The organism is Campylobacter gracilis, from assembly GCF_018374135.1.
GTDB lineage: Bacteria > Campylobacterota > Campylobacteria > Campylobacterales > Campylobacteraceae > Campylobacter_B > Campylobacter_B gracilis_A.
Genome location: NZ_JAHAFS010000006.1, coordinates 82,935 through 98,355, shown reverse-complemented (window position 1 = coordinate 98,355; position 15,421 = coordinate 82,935). Strand labels below are relative to the sequence as shown.

Annotated in this window: 14 protein-coding genes and 1 pseudogene; 6 read left to right on the top strand and 9 right to left on the bottom strand. The window is 47.3% G+C overall.

What is annotated here, in order from left to right:
- Positions 1 to 109: 109 nt before the first annotated feature.
- From selD to nspC, 4 genes are all read right to left on the bottom strand, one after another.
- A complete protein-coding gene (selD, locus tag KH703_RS04365; protein ID WP_304294472.1) occupies positions 110 to 1,132 on the bottom strand; it encodes a selenide, water dikinase SelD in 1,023 nt (340 codons plus the stop codon).
- Entirely contained in the window at positions 1,129 to 1,725 is a 597-nt protein-coding gene (gene yedF, locus KH703_RS04360) for a sulfurtransferase-like selenium metabolism protein YedF (RefSeq protein WP_304294470.1), read from the bottom strand. The genes selD and yedF overlap by 4 nt, the downstream gene beginning before the upstream one ends.
- Positions 1,726 to 1,809: 84 nt before the next feature.
- Positions 1,810 to 2,769: a formate dehydrogenase subunit gamma gene (locus KH703_RS04355; protein ID WP_304294467.1), complete on the bottom strand. Its 960-nt coding sequence runs from the start codon at positions 2,767 to 2,769 to the stop codon at positions 1,810 to 1,812.
- A gap of 95 nt (positions 2,770 to 2,864) precedes the next feature.
- Complete coding sequence (gene nspC, locus KH703_RS04350; protein WP_304294465.1) at positions 2,865 to 4,019, bottom strand: carboxynorspermidine decarboxylase; 1,155 nt, start codon at positions 4,017 to 4,019, stop codon at positions 2,865 to 2,867.
- 87 nt (positions 4,020 to 4,106) lie between these two features.
- Here nspC and KH703_RS04345 point away from each other — a divergent pair, with 87 nt between their 5' ends.
- Both KH703_RS04345 and KH703_RS04340 read left to right on the top strand, forming a co-directional pair.
- Positions 4,107 to 4,328 (top strand): MoaD/ThiS family protein, encoded by a 222-nt coding sequence (locus KH703_RS04345; RefSeq protein WP_304294463.1) that lies wholly within the window; start codon positions 4,107 to 4,109, stop codon positions 4,326 to 4,328.
- Between the two features lie 15 nt (positions 4,329 to 4,343).
- Positions 4,344 to 4,853: a molybdenum cofactor biosynthesis protein MoaE gene (locus tag KH703_RS04340; protein WP_304294461.1), complete on the top strand. Its 510-nt coding sequence runs from the start codon at positions 4,344 to 4,346 to the stop codon at positions 4,851 to 4,853.
- Between the two features lie 433 nt (positions 4,854 to 5,286).
- On the opposite strand, the gene KH703_RS04335 is transcribed toward KH703_RS04340, so the two are convergent.
- From KH703_RS04335 to KH703_RS04315, 5 genes and pseudogenes are all read right to left on the bottom strand, one after another.
- Positions 5,287 to 7,089 (bottom strand): hypothetical protein, encoded by a 1,803-nt coding sequence (locus KH703_RS04335; RefSeq protein ID WP_304294460.1) that lies wholly within the window; start codon positions 7,087 to 7,089, stop codon positions 5,287 to 5,289.
- A gap of 156 nt (positions 7,090 to 7,245) precedes the next feature.
- Positions 7,246 to 7,881 carry a protein-L-isoaspartate(D-aspartate) O-methyltransferase gene (locus KH703_RS04330; protein ID WP_304294459.1) on the bottom strand — a complete coding sequence of 212 codons (636 nt, stop codon included), beginning with the start codon at positions 7,879 to 7,881 and terminating at the stop codon, positions 7,246 to 7,248.
- A 147-nt stretch (positions 7,882 to 8,028) separates the two neighbouring features.
- Complete coding sequence (locus tag KH703_RS04325; protein WP_304294457.1) at positions 8,029 to 9,051, bottom strand: ribonucleotide-diphosphate reductase subunit beta; 1,023 nt, start codon at positions 9,049 to 9,051, stop codon at positions 8,029 to 8,031.
- A gap of 319 nt (positions 9,052 to 9,370) precedes the next feature.
- Positions 9,371 to 10,093: an anaerobic ribonucleoside-triphosphate reductase activating protein gene (locus KH703_RS04320; protein WP_304294455.1), complete on the bottom strand. Its 723-nt coding sequence runs from the start codon at positions 10,091 to 10,093 to the stop codon at positions 9,371 to 9,373.
- A gap of 17 nt (positions 10,094 to 10,110) precedes the next feature.
- Positions 10,111 to 12,423 (bottom strand): annotated as a pseudogene (locus tag KH703_RS04315) (ribonucleoside triphosphate reductase).
- Between the two features lie 171 nt (positions 12,424 to 12,594).
- Between KH703_RS04315 and KH703_RS04310 the strand changes: the two are divergent.
- The 4 genes from KH703_RS04310 (at position 12,595) to KH703_RS04295 (ending at position 15,421) form a co-directional block, all read left to right on the top strand.
- The gene (locus KH703_RS04310; protein WP_304294453.1) at positions 12,595 to 13,227 is read left to right on the top strand and encodes a hypothetical protein; all 633 of its coding nucleotides are present in this window, start codon (positions 12,595 to 12,597) and stop codon (positions 13,225 to 13,227) included.
- Between the two features lie 51 nt (positions 13,228 to 13,278).
- Positions 13,279 to 13,491, top strand: coding sequence for a 30S ribosomal protein S21 (rpsU, locus tag KH703_RS04305; RefSeq protein WP_005869392.1), 213 nt, complete (start codon positions 13,279 to 13,281; stop codon positions 13,489 to 13,491).
- A gap of 270 nt (positions 13,492 to 13,761) precedes the next feature.
- Positions 13,762 to 14,355: a hypothetical protein gene (locus KH703_RS04300; RefSeq protein WP_304294449.1), complete on the top strand. Its 594-nt coding sequence runs from the start codon at positions 13,762 to 13,764 to the stop codon at positions 14,353 to 14,355.
- A gap of 76 nt (positions 14,356 to 14,431) precedes the next feature.
- Positions 14,432 to 15,421: a hypothetical protein gene (locus tag KH703_RS04295; RefSeq protein WP_304294447.1), complete on the top strand. Its 990-nt coding sequence runs from the start codon at positions 14,432 to 14,434 to the stop codon at positions 15,419 to 15,421.

Genomic DNA, 15,421 nt, shown 5'->3' with positions numbered 1-15,421 from the left:
GCTAAAACTACTAGGACTTAAGAGTTAAGAAAGCAGGTTCGGCTCGGTGCGAAACAGAATTGTGATTATACAAGAGCGATGCTTAAAGGGGGCTGAATAGATAAAGATTTTAAACTAAATAAATTTTATGCTCGGCACGCGCTACTACTTCGCCGATGATAGCGCTACTAGCGTAGCCTGCGTTTTTTAAATTCGCAAGCGCTCGCGCCGCGTCCTTTTCCGCTACGGCAAGCAGAAGTCCGCCGCTGGTTTGCGCGTCGCAAAGCGTTATGTCCGGCTCGGAATCGACGCCAGGTGCGATAAATTTTAAATTTTTATAGCTTCCGGCGGGGATCAGCCCCTCATCAAGGCATCTGAAGGCGCTTTTTAAAAGCGGAATTTTGCTAGGATAAATTTTAAAACTCACGCTCTCATTTATCATTTCAAGCGCGTGTCCGAGCAGCCCAAAGCCCGTTACGTCGGTTGCGGCATGTATTTTTAAACCCGCTAGCGCGCCCACGGCATAAAAATTTAACAAAATCATGCTCTCTATCGCGTCACGAAATTCTTCAAATTTAAGAAATTTCGCCTTTATAGCCGTAGCGATGATGCCCGTACCGAGGGGTTTTGTTAGGATCAGCAGGTCGCCTTCGCGCGCAGTGTTATTGCTCCAAAATTTACGCGGATTTACGCGCCCCGTGACGCTAAGCCCATAATAAATTTCGGGGGTAGAGATGGTGTGACCGCCCACCAAAGCCCCTCCGCACTCTTTGATTTTGTCTTTGCCGCCGCACAGAATTTCGCGCAGAATTTCGTTTGAGAAATGACAATCGTCAAAACCCACGATGTTTAGGGCATTTATCACTTCGCCGCCCATTGCAAATACGTCACTTAGGGAGTTTGCCGCCGCGATCTGTCCGAAGATAAACGGATCGTCCACCAAAGGAGTGATAAAATCGAGCGTCTGCACGAGCGCAAGATCGTCGCTTATGCGAAATACGCTCGCATCTTCGTTGCTGCAGGTGGACGAAAGCAGGCTTGCATTGGGCTCGATTAAATTTCCAAGATTTTCGGTTAGACCCGCCGGGTCAAGCTTGGCGGCTCAACCGGCGGCTGCAATAAATTTCGTGAGGTTAAAATCTCTGTAGATCATAGCTTGATTACTTCGTATTTTGATAGGACGTCCATGATTTCGTATGCGTTTGAAATCTCGCCGATCGCGAGCTTATCGACTAGTTTATAGCTCTCCAGACAGCTTCCGCAGCTTAAAATTTCAGCTCCCGCTTCGCTTAGCTTTTTAATCGCTTCGAAGCATTCGTGGCCGCGGTTGGTGGTTATGCGCACGGCGTTGTTTACGCAGATGACCTTTACGGGCTTTTCATCTAAGCTTAGCGCCGCACCTAAAAATTTAGCAAGCAAGCTCTTTCCGATCGGGCCGCTTCCGCACTGCTCCTCGTTTAGGAATATCACCTTGCCTCTTTTTGGCGCCGTGACATTACAATAAATATCGTCGATACTTTCATCTTTTAGCTCGTCCGTTTTTACGGTTTTTATAAGCGTGTCGGCGCCTGCTTGTGAAATTTGCGCCTCAAAGCCGTTTTTAGCCAAAAAGCGTTTTATATTTTCGCGCGGCGCTACGTCGTTTACTAAAATTTCTAAATTCTCTCCGATTTTTAGCTCGCCGAAGGCTTTTTTAGCGCGCAAAAGCGGCTCCGGGCAATTTAAATTGCGACAATCTAGTTGCATATGTAATCCTTAAAAATAAAATTCTTTGAACCTCAAAGCTAATGCGAGCCGCGCGCAAGCAGGCCCGCATAAAATTTACCCAAGTTATAAGCGCGGGTACTTCGCTTCGAATTGCGATTTAGCGATCTGCCCCTTATCCAACAGCTCGCGATACCAGTAGTGGTGAAGTACGTAAACTTCCTCCTCCGGCTTGTGTCCATCGATCATCGAGTGGATGGCACCGCTGATCGCAAAGACCGCCATGTAGATATGCACGAGCAAAAATACCGCGCAGACCGCGCCCAAAAAATTATGAATAATCGCGCTTGCTCTTAAAATTTCGATCTGACTCATACCTAGCGCACTTCTCATTGCGGGGATATCGTAGTCTAAGAAAAACATCGACGCGCCCGTTGCTATCATCACTATACCACCTAAAGTCGCGACCCAAAACCACGCCTTTTGGCCTGCGTTAAATTTACCCGCAGGGATCGTGCGCTTCTTTTTGCTTAAATAGCCGCCCACGATCATCATCCATTTGATATCGTAAGCTCGCGGTAGCATACGCCAAAACCATAGTAAAAACATCGGCACGACGGAGATTGCAAACGCTATCGTAGCCAGTCCGTGAGCGTTTTTACAAAACCTCACGAAAGCGCCGCCGCCGAATTCTTCGCCAAACATCATAATCAAGCCTGTCGGAACCAAGACCGCCCATGCGACGGCCGCTACAAGATGGTATAGTCGTTCAAATTTATTAAACGCATAGATCGGCTTGCCCGCATGATGATCGAAGTGCTTCGGTCCTATGATCGCGTAGTGCCCAATAAAAGCTATGATTACGCCCAAAACCGCACCCAGCGCCAACCAAGCAAAGAAGCCCGAGCTTTGCAGATGTCCTTGAAATTGCAGAAAAATCGGACCGAAGCCGTTGCCGTAACTATCGATGTTTTCAAGCCTTGCATTGCCCCAAACATCGCTATTCCCCTGCACGATATCGGCATATTTTTTCTCCTCAGCCTGCGCATAAATACAGGCGAAAAGCGCGAGAAACAATCTTTTCATGGATTTCCTTAGATATAAAATTCGAGCCGATTATATCATTTTTTGCAAAAAATTTTCTTACAAAGCAAAATTACATTTTTGCATTAAGTGCGGCGCTAGTTTCGCCTCGCATACTCGTCGTAGCCGAATTTTTTGATTGCCAAAACCTCTCCGCGCTCGTCCGCTAAGACGAGATCGGGCAGCTTGATGCCGTTGAAGGTCGTGTTTTTAACGATCGTATAGTGGATCTGATCCTCGAAAATGACCCGATCGCCGATGTTTAGCGGCGCGTCAAATTTATACTCGGGCTGCCCGCTCTCAAGCCCCGCGACGTCGCCTGCGAGGCAGGTATTGCCGCCGAAGCGATAGCTAAATTTACCGCTCTTACTCTCGCCGCGTACCGCAGGACGATACGGCATCAGCACGGTATCGGGCATATGAGCTTCAGCGGAAGCGTCTAAAATAGCGATTTTAGCGCCGTTCTCTACTATGTCAAGCACACTAGCGACCAAATATCCGCACTCCCAGCCTACCGCCTCGCCGGGCTCGAGATAAATTTCGACTTCGTATTTTTCGCGAAATTTTTTGATCAGATCTATCAGTAGCTCCACATCGTAACCTGCGCGCGTGATATGATGACCGCCGCCGAAATTTAGCCACTTTAGAGCTCTAAAATACTTGCCGAATTTCGCCTCGAAAACCTCAAGCACCCGCTCTAGGCTCTGAGCGCTTTCTTCGCACAGCGCGTGAAAATGCAGCCCAGAGATGCCGTGCAAAAACTCGTCGTCTTGCAAGATCGCCCGCTGCAGCGCCTCAAGGCTCATCCCTAGCCTGCTAAAGCTGCCGCACGGATTATAAGCGTCTTTAGGCGCGAAGGAGGTCTGCGGATTTATCCGCAAGCCGCACGATGCTCCTGCAGCAAGCGCCTTTGCGCGGTATTTTTGCCACTGCGAGGCACTATTGAACACGACATGGTTTGAAATTTTTAAAATTTCATCCAAATCATCCTCTTTAAACGCGGGCGAGTATGTGTGGATTTCGCCGTTTTTGATAAATTCCGCGGCGAATTTCGCCTCGTGCAGGCCGCTGCAAGTAGCACCCCAGAGGTATCTGTCAACGTAGGGCATCGCTAAGCTAAACGCAAAGCCTTTTAGTGCGCACAGAATTTTTGCGCCGCTTCGCTCACCTACGCCGCGTAAAATTTCTAAATTTTTTACCAGTTTTTGCTCCTCGCACACGTAAGCGGGAGTCGAAATTTCATCGATTTTCATCGTTTTTTCTCATTAAATTTTTACGCAATTATATAAAATTTTATGAATTTTTGGTTAAAATCGCCCAATCTTTAAAAAAGGATAAAAATGGTAGAGGTAGAATTTCTAGGGCCGATCGGGCGCGAGCCACTGCGTCTAAACGCAAGCTCCTTGCAAGAGGTAGAAGCGGAGCTGCAAAAGGATGAAGGCTTGCGCGAGTGGCTTGCAAACTGCGCCGTAGCGGTAAATGATAAGATGATTTATGATGCGAATTTTGCGCTTAAATCCGGCGATCGCGTGAGCCTTCTGCCTCCCGTTTGCGGCGGCTAAGCTTAGAAGGCGGCTATGAACGAGGCTAAATTTAATCCGGAAATTTTAAGCGGGATCAAGCCTGAAATTTATGAGGGCAGCTTGGACGTGAACGCGATTTTATCGCGCTGGTACGCTAAATTTAAGGACGCAAATTGCGGCGCGTTCATTACTTTTGTAGGCATCGTGCGCGAAGAGGGCGGCATCTGCGCGCTGAGCTTCGATATCTACGAGCCGATTTTGCGGACCTGGTTCGAAGCGTGGCAGCAAAAGGCCGCGGCACAGGGCGCATTCGTGCTTTTTGCGCATTCAAACGGGGGCGTGCCGATCCACGAAAGCTCCTACGTCGCAGGCGTCGTAAGCCCGCAGCGCAAGGTCGCTCTGGCGCTAATAAACGAGTTTGTGGAGGATTTTAAGGCGGCCGCGCCGATCTGGAAATACGACGTAAAGGGAGGCAAAATCGAGGGCAGCAAAGTAGTAGGCGGGAAGAGGATCTACGCGGCGGATCGCTCGCAGAGGATAAAAGGCGCAGGGCTTTTGAGCTAAATTTAAAAGCACGCGCTGTTTTAGCCCCACAGGTTTGCTTCAATTCAATCAAATTTAATCAAAACAGAAATTGCACCAGCAATCAAAATTCCGTGTAGAAAATACTGCAGAATTTCAAAATAAAGATTTTGTGTAAATTTAGCGGCTGAGGCTAAATTTAAAGCTCAAAATTTCAATCCAACTCCGTGCCCGCGCTCCGATAAACATGGCAAGCGAGAACTAAAATTTCAAGTCTAAATTTACAGCAAATTTAATCAATCCAATGGGTGTGTTGCACAACAAATAAAATGGCGCTACAATCGTCTTGCAATCCCGCGCAGCATAAAATAAAATTTAAACCCAATTTCGCGCGCCGTATCTGCAAGCACAAACGAAACGCAGTGCAATGAAATTTTAAAATTTCATTGCAAATAGCATCTCCGGTAAGCGGCGACTAAAATTTAAACACGCTCCTGGCTTCAGTGATGCGCTCGCTAAGGCTCGTAGCGGTATCTTCGCCGCTTGACGCACACCTAAAGATCGGATCAAGCACCTCGGCGAAAAAGCCGTTTAGCCCCTCCTGCATGATCTGCGCGCCACTTTGATAGCGCGTAAGCCCCATAAATACGCCGTGCCCGATCGCACACAGGCCCTTTGCCTCATCGGCGATAAATTTATTCAGCGCCTTGCAAACCGCAACGACCGCGCTTGCATTTACGATCTCGCGATCTCTTAAATAATCCTCAAGCACGCCGTAATCACACTCGCATCTGATCCATCTAAACGCCTTCGCAATCGACGGCGAAACGCATTTGTGCTCATTCAGAGTGCATAGGACGTATAAATTTTTAGGTACCGCAAAATATGAGCGGCCGTCCTTTAAAACGACGCTAGCGCGCGCTTTTTCGCCCTCTTCAAAGCTGTCGATTACGTGGGAATTTTTCGTGCGGATCAGTGAAAGCTCATCTTTCTCGTCGTAGCGGCGATCCAAAAGCACCGCGGCTTCGCCTAAAATTTTATCCAAGCTCGCGGCACTTACATTGTCGATCAGAAAATAATACTCACCCTTCGGATCGTTTAGCGCCTCTTTGCAAAGCGCTTTAAACTCGCCGTCTATGAAACTTTTGCCGTAAAATCCGTCGATGAAATCGCGGTATTCAAAGCCTTCGTGCAGGCAAACGTAGCGGAAATTTTTTGTCGCGAGCTTCTTTTCGGTGATCAAAGATCGCAATCTGCGGGTCTTGCCGGTACCGATCGCGCCGTAAAATATCGTATTTTTCGCGACCTCTTCGCTTTTGTAGTTTTTGATGTATTCAAAAAATAGCGACGAATACACGATCCTAGCCGCTCCCACGACGTCCTGCGGATACGGGGTAAATTCCGCGATAAATCGCGAACTTACTTCGTAAAATTCTTCAAAAATTTCAACTTTTTCGTCGTAGAGCAAGGATAAAATTTGCGCGGTTTCATCGCGATAAATGAGAGTCGGGAACTCATCGTTGCACTGCGCAAATATGCTAGCTAGCAGATAGAGCTTCTCGCGCGAAATTTGTGCGAAATCGCCGCCCTCGGCAAGTCCTAAATTTAGCATCCCGTCGTCGCTTAGGTAGCTGTCGATCAGATAGAAATTATCGGCATTTATCGCGGATTTTAAAAATTCCATCAGCACGAAGGGCTGATTATGCAGAGCGACGTCGAAAAAATCGATTGCCAAAGCGCTATCCACCACCGTAAGAAGCCTGTAAAGCTCGTCGTAGAAATTGACTAGCTTTTGTTTAAAAATATCGCGCGCGGTGCGCTCTTGAGAGTAGCTATTGAAATTTTTAACGATATTTTCGATAAAAACATAAAGCGAGACGATGTTTTTATCCTCGCCGCTAAGCACGCTAGCTACGCTTTTTACGGCATTTTTAGGAAACAGCTCCTTTTTGCCGACGATGCGGTCTTTAAAAGCGAAATCGTAATAAAACGCGCTGATATTGGAATCAAAAAACTGATCCATAAAGAAATACTCGGCGTGCGCGAACTTCTCGCCCAAAGATAAAATTTTGCAGCTTCTAAGATTGCCGTCGCTGAGATTTATATACAGAGTTTGCAAAAACTCGTTCTCGGCCTCATCAAAGCTCGCCAAGCAGCGCTTTATCTCGCCTAAATACTTTGAGATCGCGGTTTGTTTTTTAAGCCAGAATTGGTTTTTGTTGTGATTTTTCCAGCTGGCGACCAGCGACTCTATCTTTTCCTTGCTAAAATCTTGCATGACTCATCCTTGAAAGATTAAAAATTGTGTATTGTACTTGAATTTAAATAAATAATTAATAAAACTCTGATCTCGCAGTGGAGCGCGAAAGCAAATTTTATTAAATTTACGCGCTAGGAAGCGGTAGGAAATTTTAAAATTTACTGCGCGCTAGATCTATCCGCGACCCTGCACCAGCGGGACGAATTCGCAGGCGCCAAGCTCCTCTTCTTTGATCTCGCTTGGCGAAATTTTACTAAATCTAACGATCTTTTGCGAGCCGCCTCTATTCATCGGAGCGACCAAAATTCCGCCGATTGCCAGCTGCGCAAATAGCCGCTCGTCTATCCGCTCGGCGCACGCGGAGAGCAATATCCTATCGAAAGGGGAGAAATTTTTCCATCCCGCGTTACCGTCGTCATGACGCAGGCTGATGTTTGAAATCCCAAGATTTGCAAAGTGCCTTTTCGCCTCACCCACCAGCCGCTCGACGCGCTCTACGGCAAAGACGCGGTGAACCATCCTGCTTAAAATCGCCGCTTGATAGCCGCTGCCGCAGCCGATCTCTAAAATTTTCTCGACCTTCGGATCCACGCTTAGCGCCATCGTCATGCGCGCGACCGTCAGCGGCGAGCTGATCCACTGGCTGGCTAAAATGGGCTGCGCGTTAAGGCTGAAAGCGTGCGCGCCAAGCGGGGCAAACTCGCTTCTAGCGACGCTACAAAACGCCTCAAAAAGCGCCGGATTTAAACTTACCTGCTCGGCGATGTCGTTCGCCATCTTTTCGCAGCGAAGTCGCTCTAGCGAGACCATGGCGCGCTCCCGCCCAGCCAGGCGTTAAATTTAAAGCCGCGAAAGTTTCTGCCATGCCTAAATTTAAGGCTGATAAAATTTTTAAAAATGCCGTCCAAGCGCGGGCGCCGCGATGCGGCGGAGCAAAATTTCAAACCGCAAAATCCGCTAAAAATCATCGAAACTCAAACTTCCTTTGCTGTAGTTCGTGACCTTGCTCTCGAAAAAGTTGCTCTTCTGATCGTTAAATTTAGAAAAATCATCGACCCATTTTATCGGATGTTTCGCGCCGTATCGCTTCTCAAGCCCGATAGCAAGCAGGCGCTGATCGACCAGGTAGTGGATGTATTCTTCGATGATATCGTCCGTAAAGCCCATGATTTGGTTATCCGTGATATATTTGCCCCAATCGATCTCTAAGTTTCCCGCCGTCTCGAACATCTCGTAAATTTTATCCACGTTGCGCTTGTTAAACAGATCGGCGCGCTCTTTGCGGACGGAATTTATCATGTTTTGAAAGAGAAGCAGATGCGTGATCTCGTCGCGCTGTATGAAGCGGATCATCTGCGCGCTGCCTAGCATCTTGCCCGCGCGCGCGAGCGCATAGATCGACGTAAAGCCGCTATAGAAGTAGATCCCTTCTAAAATTTGATTCGCCACCATCGCTAGCAGCAGCTTATCGTCGCTAACCTCGCCCGCAAGCTCCTCATAGACGCTTGAGATGTAGTTGTTTTTCCTGCGGAGCATATCGTCGTGCTTCTCCATCTCGTAAATGAGATCGGTATTTTCACAGATCGCCTCGACCATGACAGCGTAGGACTTGCTGTGGTTGGCCTCCTCGTAGGCTTGGCGAGCGAGCACGGCGTTGATCTCCGGAGCCGTGATGTAGGGGTTGATATTATCGGCGAGATTGTTGGTCTGAAAGCTATCCATCGATATCAGCTGGCTCCATACGAGATCATACATCCGCTTCTCGGCGCTTGTGAGATTGAAGTTATAATCGCGCACATCGTCCGTGGTATCAACCTCTTTTGGAAACCAGGTGTTGGCCTCCATCAGATCCCAAAGCTTCAGCGCCCATTGATATTTTGCCTTGGTAAAATTTAAAATTCCCTGCGGATTGCCGCTGAAGACCTTGCGATCGGTAAGCGTCTCGTCGGAGAAGGGGTTGTAGATTTTTTTCCTATCCATTTTTTGCCTTTTTAAAAATTTCGGCGTATTTTAGCCAAAGCAAGCTAAATTTACCTTTTGTTTTGAAGCGGCAATGGCTACGTGGCATGAAATTTTACGGGGAGCTAAATCTGCGCGGTATAAAATTTTAAGCGCTTGATAAAACAAAATTTTACGCTGCGAACGGAGTGAAATTTAAACATGGCAAGCGGCGGCAAGGCAAATTTTAAAGCTTTCGGCGGGGCGAAATTTTATCGCAGCTCAATATACGCCGGACAATGCGCGCTAGATTAAAATTTCATCGCATTCATCGCGGCAAGACGCGCGCGATGGCGCAAATTTAATCAAAATTTCGAAGTTCGATCTTTAGATCTGTGCGGATTTTGCTCGGATCAAAACTCGCAAGCGGCGCGTTTAAATTGCCGAAATTATCGCCGGTAGACAGGAAGTTTTGCAGATAATAGACGCCGCGGTAGCCCTCGCTGTATAGAATTTGCGCCATCTGCTCGATCTTTGCTTCGTTTAAAAAGTCGGCATGCACGGTCGTGCGCACCTCAAATTTAAAATTTCGCCGCAGCAAAAGTCTAAGAGTTTGCAGAAATTTATCGTATAAGCTTGATTTCGTGACGAGCTCAAAATCCTGCCGCGGCGCCTTAAAATCAAGCGCGATATAATCGATCAGCCCTAAGCTTAGCGCCTCTTCGATCTTTTGCGGATTTGAGCCGTTGGTGTCGACCTTGAGCAAAAAGCCGCGCCGCTTAACTTCGTGCGCCAGCGAGATAAAATCGCTCGCACAGGTGCATTCGCCGCCGCTAAATACGATGCCCTGAAGCTTGCCCGCGCGCGCATCCAAAAAGCGCAGAAACTCTTCGTTTGAAATTTTACCCAGTGAAGTAACGATTTGTGGGTTGTAGCAGTATATGCAGCGCATATTGCAGCCGCAAAACCACACAATCGCGGCGATGTGATCAGGAAAATCAAGCATCGTAAACGGCGTGATCTCGTAAATCTGCGCGTTATGCAGGTTTAAGGCTTGCGGCGGCTTCGTATGCGTTTGTTGCATTTGGCCGGTAACGGCGACTAGGCGATCTGCTTTTTGTCTTTTTTCTCTTCAAAAAAGACGCGCTCTTTGTGTTCGCCCTTCTTTCCGATATTAAAGCTCTCTACCGGGCGCAAATAGCCCATCACTCTTGTGTAAACGACGCATTTTGTGCGTTTTGCTTCTAACTCTTTTGGAAATTCCATTCTCCATCCTTTCATTAAGATTAAAATTTAAATCACTATTTAGGCGCCCTTGCTCTGCTTGGCCTTGTATTCCGCCAGTAGCTCCTCATCGCATTTCGGGCAGTATTCATGCTCGCCGCTGATATAGCCGTGCTTATGACATACGCTGAAAATCGGCGTGATCGTGATATAAGGAAGTTTGTAGTTTTGCACTACGCTTTTTACGAGCTGTTTGCACGCCTGAGCCGAGCTGATGCGCTCCTTCATATACAGATGCAGCACCGTGCCGCCTGTATAGGAGCTTTGCAGCTCGTCCTGCATCGCCAGCGCCTCGAACGGATCGCTTCCGAAATTTGCCGGAAGCTGCGTCGAATTGGTGTAATATATATTTTTATCAAATCCCGCTTGGATGATATCTGCGTAGCGCTTCTTATCCTCTTTGGCGAAGCGATACGTAGTTCCCTCGGCAGGCGTGGCTTCGAGATTATATAAATTTCCGGTCTGCTCCTGAAACGAGCGGATCTTCTCGCGCAGATACTCAACCATTTTAAGGGCAAATTTACGCCCGAATTCCGTCGTAATATCTTCTTTGTTGCCGCTGAAATTTCGTATCATCTCGTTTGCGCCGTTAATACCTATAGTGCTGAAATGGTTGTTAAAGCCCGGCAGATAGCGCTTCGTATATGGATACAGGCCGCGCTCGAACATCTCGGTAACGAATTTTCGCTTCTTTTCAAGCGTCGATTTGGCAAGCTCCAAAAGCTCATCCAGCCTCGCATACAGCGCCTCTTCGTTATTTTTATACAGATAGCCTAGGCGGGCTAAATTTATCGTTACGACGCCGATACTTCCCGTCATCTCCGCGCTTCCAAAAAGTCCTCCGCCGCGCTTAAGAAGCTCGCGCAGATCAAGCTGCAAACGGCAGCACATCGAGCGCACAGCGCCAGGCTTATACGCCTTTGGATTGGGTACGCGCTCACCCTTTTCGTTCGTGATATATTGCGAACCGATAAAATTTTGAAAATAGCTAGAGCCTACCTTAGCGGTGTTTTCAAAAACCGCGTCGGCCGCAGGCGTATCCCAATCAAACTCCTCCGTCAAATTTACCGTAGGGATCGGAAAAGTAAAGGGTTGACCGCACTTATCGCCCGTAGTTAAAACCTCATAAAATGCAATCACGATGCGGTTCATCTCAGGCTCGAAATCGCCGTAAGTCATTGCTTCGAGCGAGTCCTTGCCACGCCTTTTAGCCTCAGCCAAAAGCTCCTCGTCGCGTAAATTTTTAAACAGATGCTCGTTATTATGCGTAGGAATCTGAGTCTTTAGATCATCCGGGCAGGTCATATCGATGGTGACGTTGGTAAACGGGCTCTGCCCCCAGCGCGCCGGGACGTTTAGGTTGAACACGAAGCTCGTGATCGCCTTTTTAACCTCATCGTCGCTTAATTTATCGCGGAAAACGTATGGCGCCAGATATGTATCAAAGCTACTAAACGCCTGTGCGCCCGCCCATTCGCTTTGTAAAATTCCAAGGAAATTCGCCATCTGATACAGCGCTTCGCGGAAATGCTTCGGCGCCTTGCTCTCGACTCTGCCGCGCACGCCGTTAAAGCCCTCATTTAGAAGCACGCGCAAGCTCCAGCCCGCACAATACGCCGTAAGACAGTCCAGATCGTGGATATGATAGTCGCCGTTTCGATGCGCCGCGCCCTCCTCGCGAGAGTAAATTTTATCTAGCCAGTAGTTTGCGATAACCTTGCCGGCAGTGTTATTGATCAGGCCTGCGTTTGAGTAGCTGGTATTGGAATTTGCTAAAATTCGCCAATCCTGCTTGCTGATGTATTCATTGACCGTTTGGGTGCAGTTGATATAGGTCGTATCCTCCTCAAGCCCCAGGATGTGCTCGCGCTGCATCTTATGCGTGTGACGGTAGATCATAAAGCTTTTCAAAACGGCGAAATCGCCCGCTTCAAAGAGCTTTTTCTCTATGAGATCTTGAATATCTTCGACGCTTAATTTGTCTTTAAAAACGATCGCGCTCATTACATTATCAAAGACTTTTTCGTCAAACTCGCTACCCACGCTTTTGTAGGCTTTTTTGATAGCATCTTTTATTTTGTAGGATTGAAATTCTTGAAAACTTCCGTCTCTTTTAATGATTTTTTTCATAAGCACCCCGAGAACTTTCTGAATAAATTGACAGAAAGTATATCAAGGAATCTTTAACTCAAAATTAAAGGAACGAGCGGAATATCCGTTACAAATTTTGCTTATAAAAAACGAAATTTAACCAAATCTCGCTATAATCGCGGAGTTTATTTTATAAAATTTGGAAATGCTATGAAAAATTTTAAAATAAGTTTTTTCGTGATCTTGCTGTGTGCCTTTTTAGCGGGCTGCGCTGCGCTTAAAGGCTCTAAAAGCACGGATAATTCAGCACTTACCGGAGGCATCGACCACGCAGGATATCCAAACGCGTATCTGGAGCGAATCGCGGGCGAAAGTATCGCTGATCTACTCTCAAAGCGTATCGTCGGTAAGAAAGGCGGTAGATTCAGCGTCGTCGGCATCGAGCCACTGGACGGAACAAACGCGCACGGCGTGGATGCGGAATTTTTGAGTAAAAAAATTAGAATTTCGCTGCTGCATTCAGGCAAAGCAGTCGTCACCGACGCCCCAAGTAAAGATGAACTCGTATTTAGCAACGATGGCGTAAGCCGTGGCTATCACGCCGTAGAAAGCGGCTCGATCTACGCGCCGGATTACATTTTGGTAGGCAAAATTTTACCGCAAAGTCCCGCTGCGGCAAACGACGGTAAGGCAGGATCTAAAAAAGCAAAAAGCTTAAATTCTGCAGCTAAAAATTCTACCGCACAAGCAAGCGAGAGCCTACTTTTAGAACTTTCGATGATAGATACTCGCAACAACAAAAGCGTGTGGAAGTATAAAAAAGCGCTTCAAAAGCAAATTTAAGGAATTTTTCGCTAAACTCACGACTTATTTTTTTGAAAGGCGGTGAGGAAAGTGCCTGGAGTAAAGGTATATCCGAACGAATCATTTGACGAAGCTTACAGACGCTTTAAGAAGCAGACCGATCGTAACCTAGTCGTTACTGAGGTTCGCGCGAGACGATTTTTTGAGCCGATGACGGAAGTCCGCAAAAAGCAAAAAATTTCAGCTCGCAAAAAGATGCTTAAACGTCTTTACACGCTACGTCGCTACGAGTCCCGCTTGTAGCAGCTTGCGCGGATTTGTAAATTTTAAATTTGCAGATCTGCGCGAAATCTATCTCAAATCTTTTTAAATTTAAAGCCCGTTTAAAATTTATCCGCCGTGCCAGCGCCGAAATTCCAATCTAAATTTTAAAAATTTACCTCTTAAATTTACCCGCCTTTACGCGGCGCCTGCTTTATACAACATATCCGCCTGCGAGCCACTAAATTTTGAAATTTATTTTTACCTATTCGTTTTTTAGATATACTTTTGCTAAATTTTAAAGGAGCAACCATGGACTTAAACGACTACCTCCACACTCAAGATCAGCAGCCCTCAAACCCTCAAGAAAAAGAGGTGGCACTCATCAAATACACCTTTATCGCGGCCTGCGCCTTAAAAGCTATAGCCGAATTAGTGCTATTGCTATTAGGAATTTACGGCGGATTAGGAGTACTACTAAGCGCAGCGGCATTCGTGCTTTTTATCTTTAGCATTTATAATATCTCTAAACTTACCGCAAGCCGCAGCCTTTTGCGTAACGCAGCCATTGCCTTTGCGGCAATATTTATAGGTGTATTGTTATTTATATTTTTAGCGGGCGGCATCATCGCTCAAATACTACTTGCATTGGGATTTATAGCATCGTTTCTGTTTTTTTATAGATTTTATCAGGAGCTTGCCGATACTAGCGGCGTCGCGATATTTTTATATTGCTTTATTGCGCTTGTACTTGCAGCTATTGCAAATGCATTTTTGGCGCGCTTTTCACTGCCTGCTACGGTGCTGCTCAGCTTAGCAGCTCTTGCACTTAATGCTTTTGCTATGTTCAGCGTAGAGGGTTTTTCTCGTTCGTATTATTCTTATGATCTTAGAGGCAAGAGATAAATTTTGATTGCTTGATCGGCTGATAAAAAATCGGCAGAGAGCTAAATTTTTAAAATTTAAAATCAAGGAACAAGCCGTGGTCTATTTCAAACACATATTTCTCGCGTTGTTTTGCGGGGTGCTGTTTTGCGGCGTACTTTACGGCGAAAATTCAAACAAAATTTCAAAACAAAATTTTAAATCTGACTTCATCTGGGGCGTTACGATCGACGACGGCTGGTACGAGGACGCGCAAGACGCCTCGGGCGCGAAGCTGCAAAGCATCGTGCGCGCCCTGCAAGCCCTACCCGTAAAGCCCACCGTGCGCGTCGTGATGTCAAAAGAAATTAGCCCGCGCGAGTACGAGCTCCTTTTTAAGCGGCTTAGCGAGGTTTCGTACGTGATGGCCTGCCCCGTGGACTCCTACGAGATGAGCTCGTACAAAAGCGTGAAAAGTTACGAAAAGAGGTTCGCGGACGCCTTCGCCGCGCTCGCGCCCTACGTCGCGATCTGGGAGATCGGCAACGAAATAAACGGCGAGGGCTGGCTGGGGGATGATGCGAATTTCATCGCCGCTAAGATGATCGCGGCATTCGAGTTCATCCACAAAAAGGGCGCTAAAACGGCGCTTACTGCGTATTATACGCCGAGCGGAGCGCAGAAAACGCAGATGCGCGAGTGGCTGCGAAAATTCGTACCGCAAGATATGAAAGAGGGGCTGGATTATCTTTTCGTAAGCTACTACGAGGACGATAACGAGGGCTTTGCACCTGATTGGAGCGAAATTTTTACCGATCTGCAAAGCGCCTTCCCTGCTTCGAAACTCGGCATCAGCGAGTGCGGAAACACGGCAGCAGACGCTACGCAGGCGAGCAGAAAGGCGATGATAAGGAGATATTATACGATGCCGCGCTACGCGAAAAACTACGTGGGCGGGTATTTTTGGTGGTATTTCGTGCAAGACTGCGTAAGCGGGGCGGGACTCGGCGCTTCAAACGGCAAAAATCGCAGCGCGCGCGATAAAGCGAAAGCCGCGGACGAACTGCTAAAAAGCCTTAGCGAAGCAATAGGCGAAGCGTACAGATAA

Coding starts and splice junctions, on each gene's coding strand:
- yedF (WP_304294470.1), bottom strand. CDS start 1,725: ATGCAACTAGATTGTCGCAATTTAAATTGCCCGGAGCCGCTTTTGCGC.
- KH703_RS04345 (WP_304294463.1), top strand. CDS start 4,107: ATGGTAGAGGTAGAATTTCTAGGGCCGATCGGGCGCGAGCCACTGCGT.
- KH703_RS04325 (WP_304294457.1), bottom strand. CDS start 9,051: ATGGATAGGAAAAAAATCTACAACCCCTTCTCCGACGAGACGCTTACC.
- KH703_RS04320 (WP_304294455.1), bottom strand. CDS start 10,093: ATGCAACAAACGCATACGAAGCCGCCGCAAGCCTTAAACCTGCATAAC.
- nspC (WP_304294465.1), bottom strand. CDS start 4,019: ATGAAAATCGATGAAATTTCGACTCCCGCTTACGTGTGCGAGGAGCAA.
- KH703_RS04335 (WP_304294460.1), bottom strand. CDS start 7,089: ATGCAAGATTTTAGCAAGGAAAAGATAGAGTCGCTGGTCGCCAGCTGG.
- KH703_RS04330 (WP_304294459.1), bottom strand. CDS start 7,881: ATGGTCTCGCTAGAGCGACTTCGCTGCGAAAAGATGGCGAACGACATC.
- KH703_RS04340 (WP_304294461.1), top strand. CDS start 4,344: ATGAACGAGGCTAAATTTAATCCGGAAATTTTAAGCGGGATCAAGCCT.
- KH703_RS04355 (WP_304294467.1), bottom strand. CDS start 2,769: ATGAAAAGATTGTTTCTCGCGCTTTTCGCCTGTATTTATGCGCAGGCT.
- KH703_RS04310 (WP_304294453.1), top strand. CDS start 12,595: ATGAAAAATTTTAAAATAAGTTTTTTCGTGATCTTGCTGTGTGCCTTT.
- KH703_RS04300 (WP_304294449.1), top strand. CDS start 13,762: ATGGACTTAAACGACTACCTCCACACTCAAGATCAGCAGCCCTCAAAC.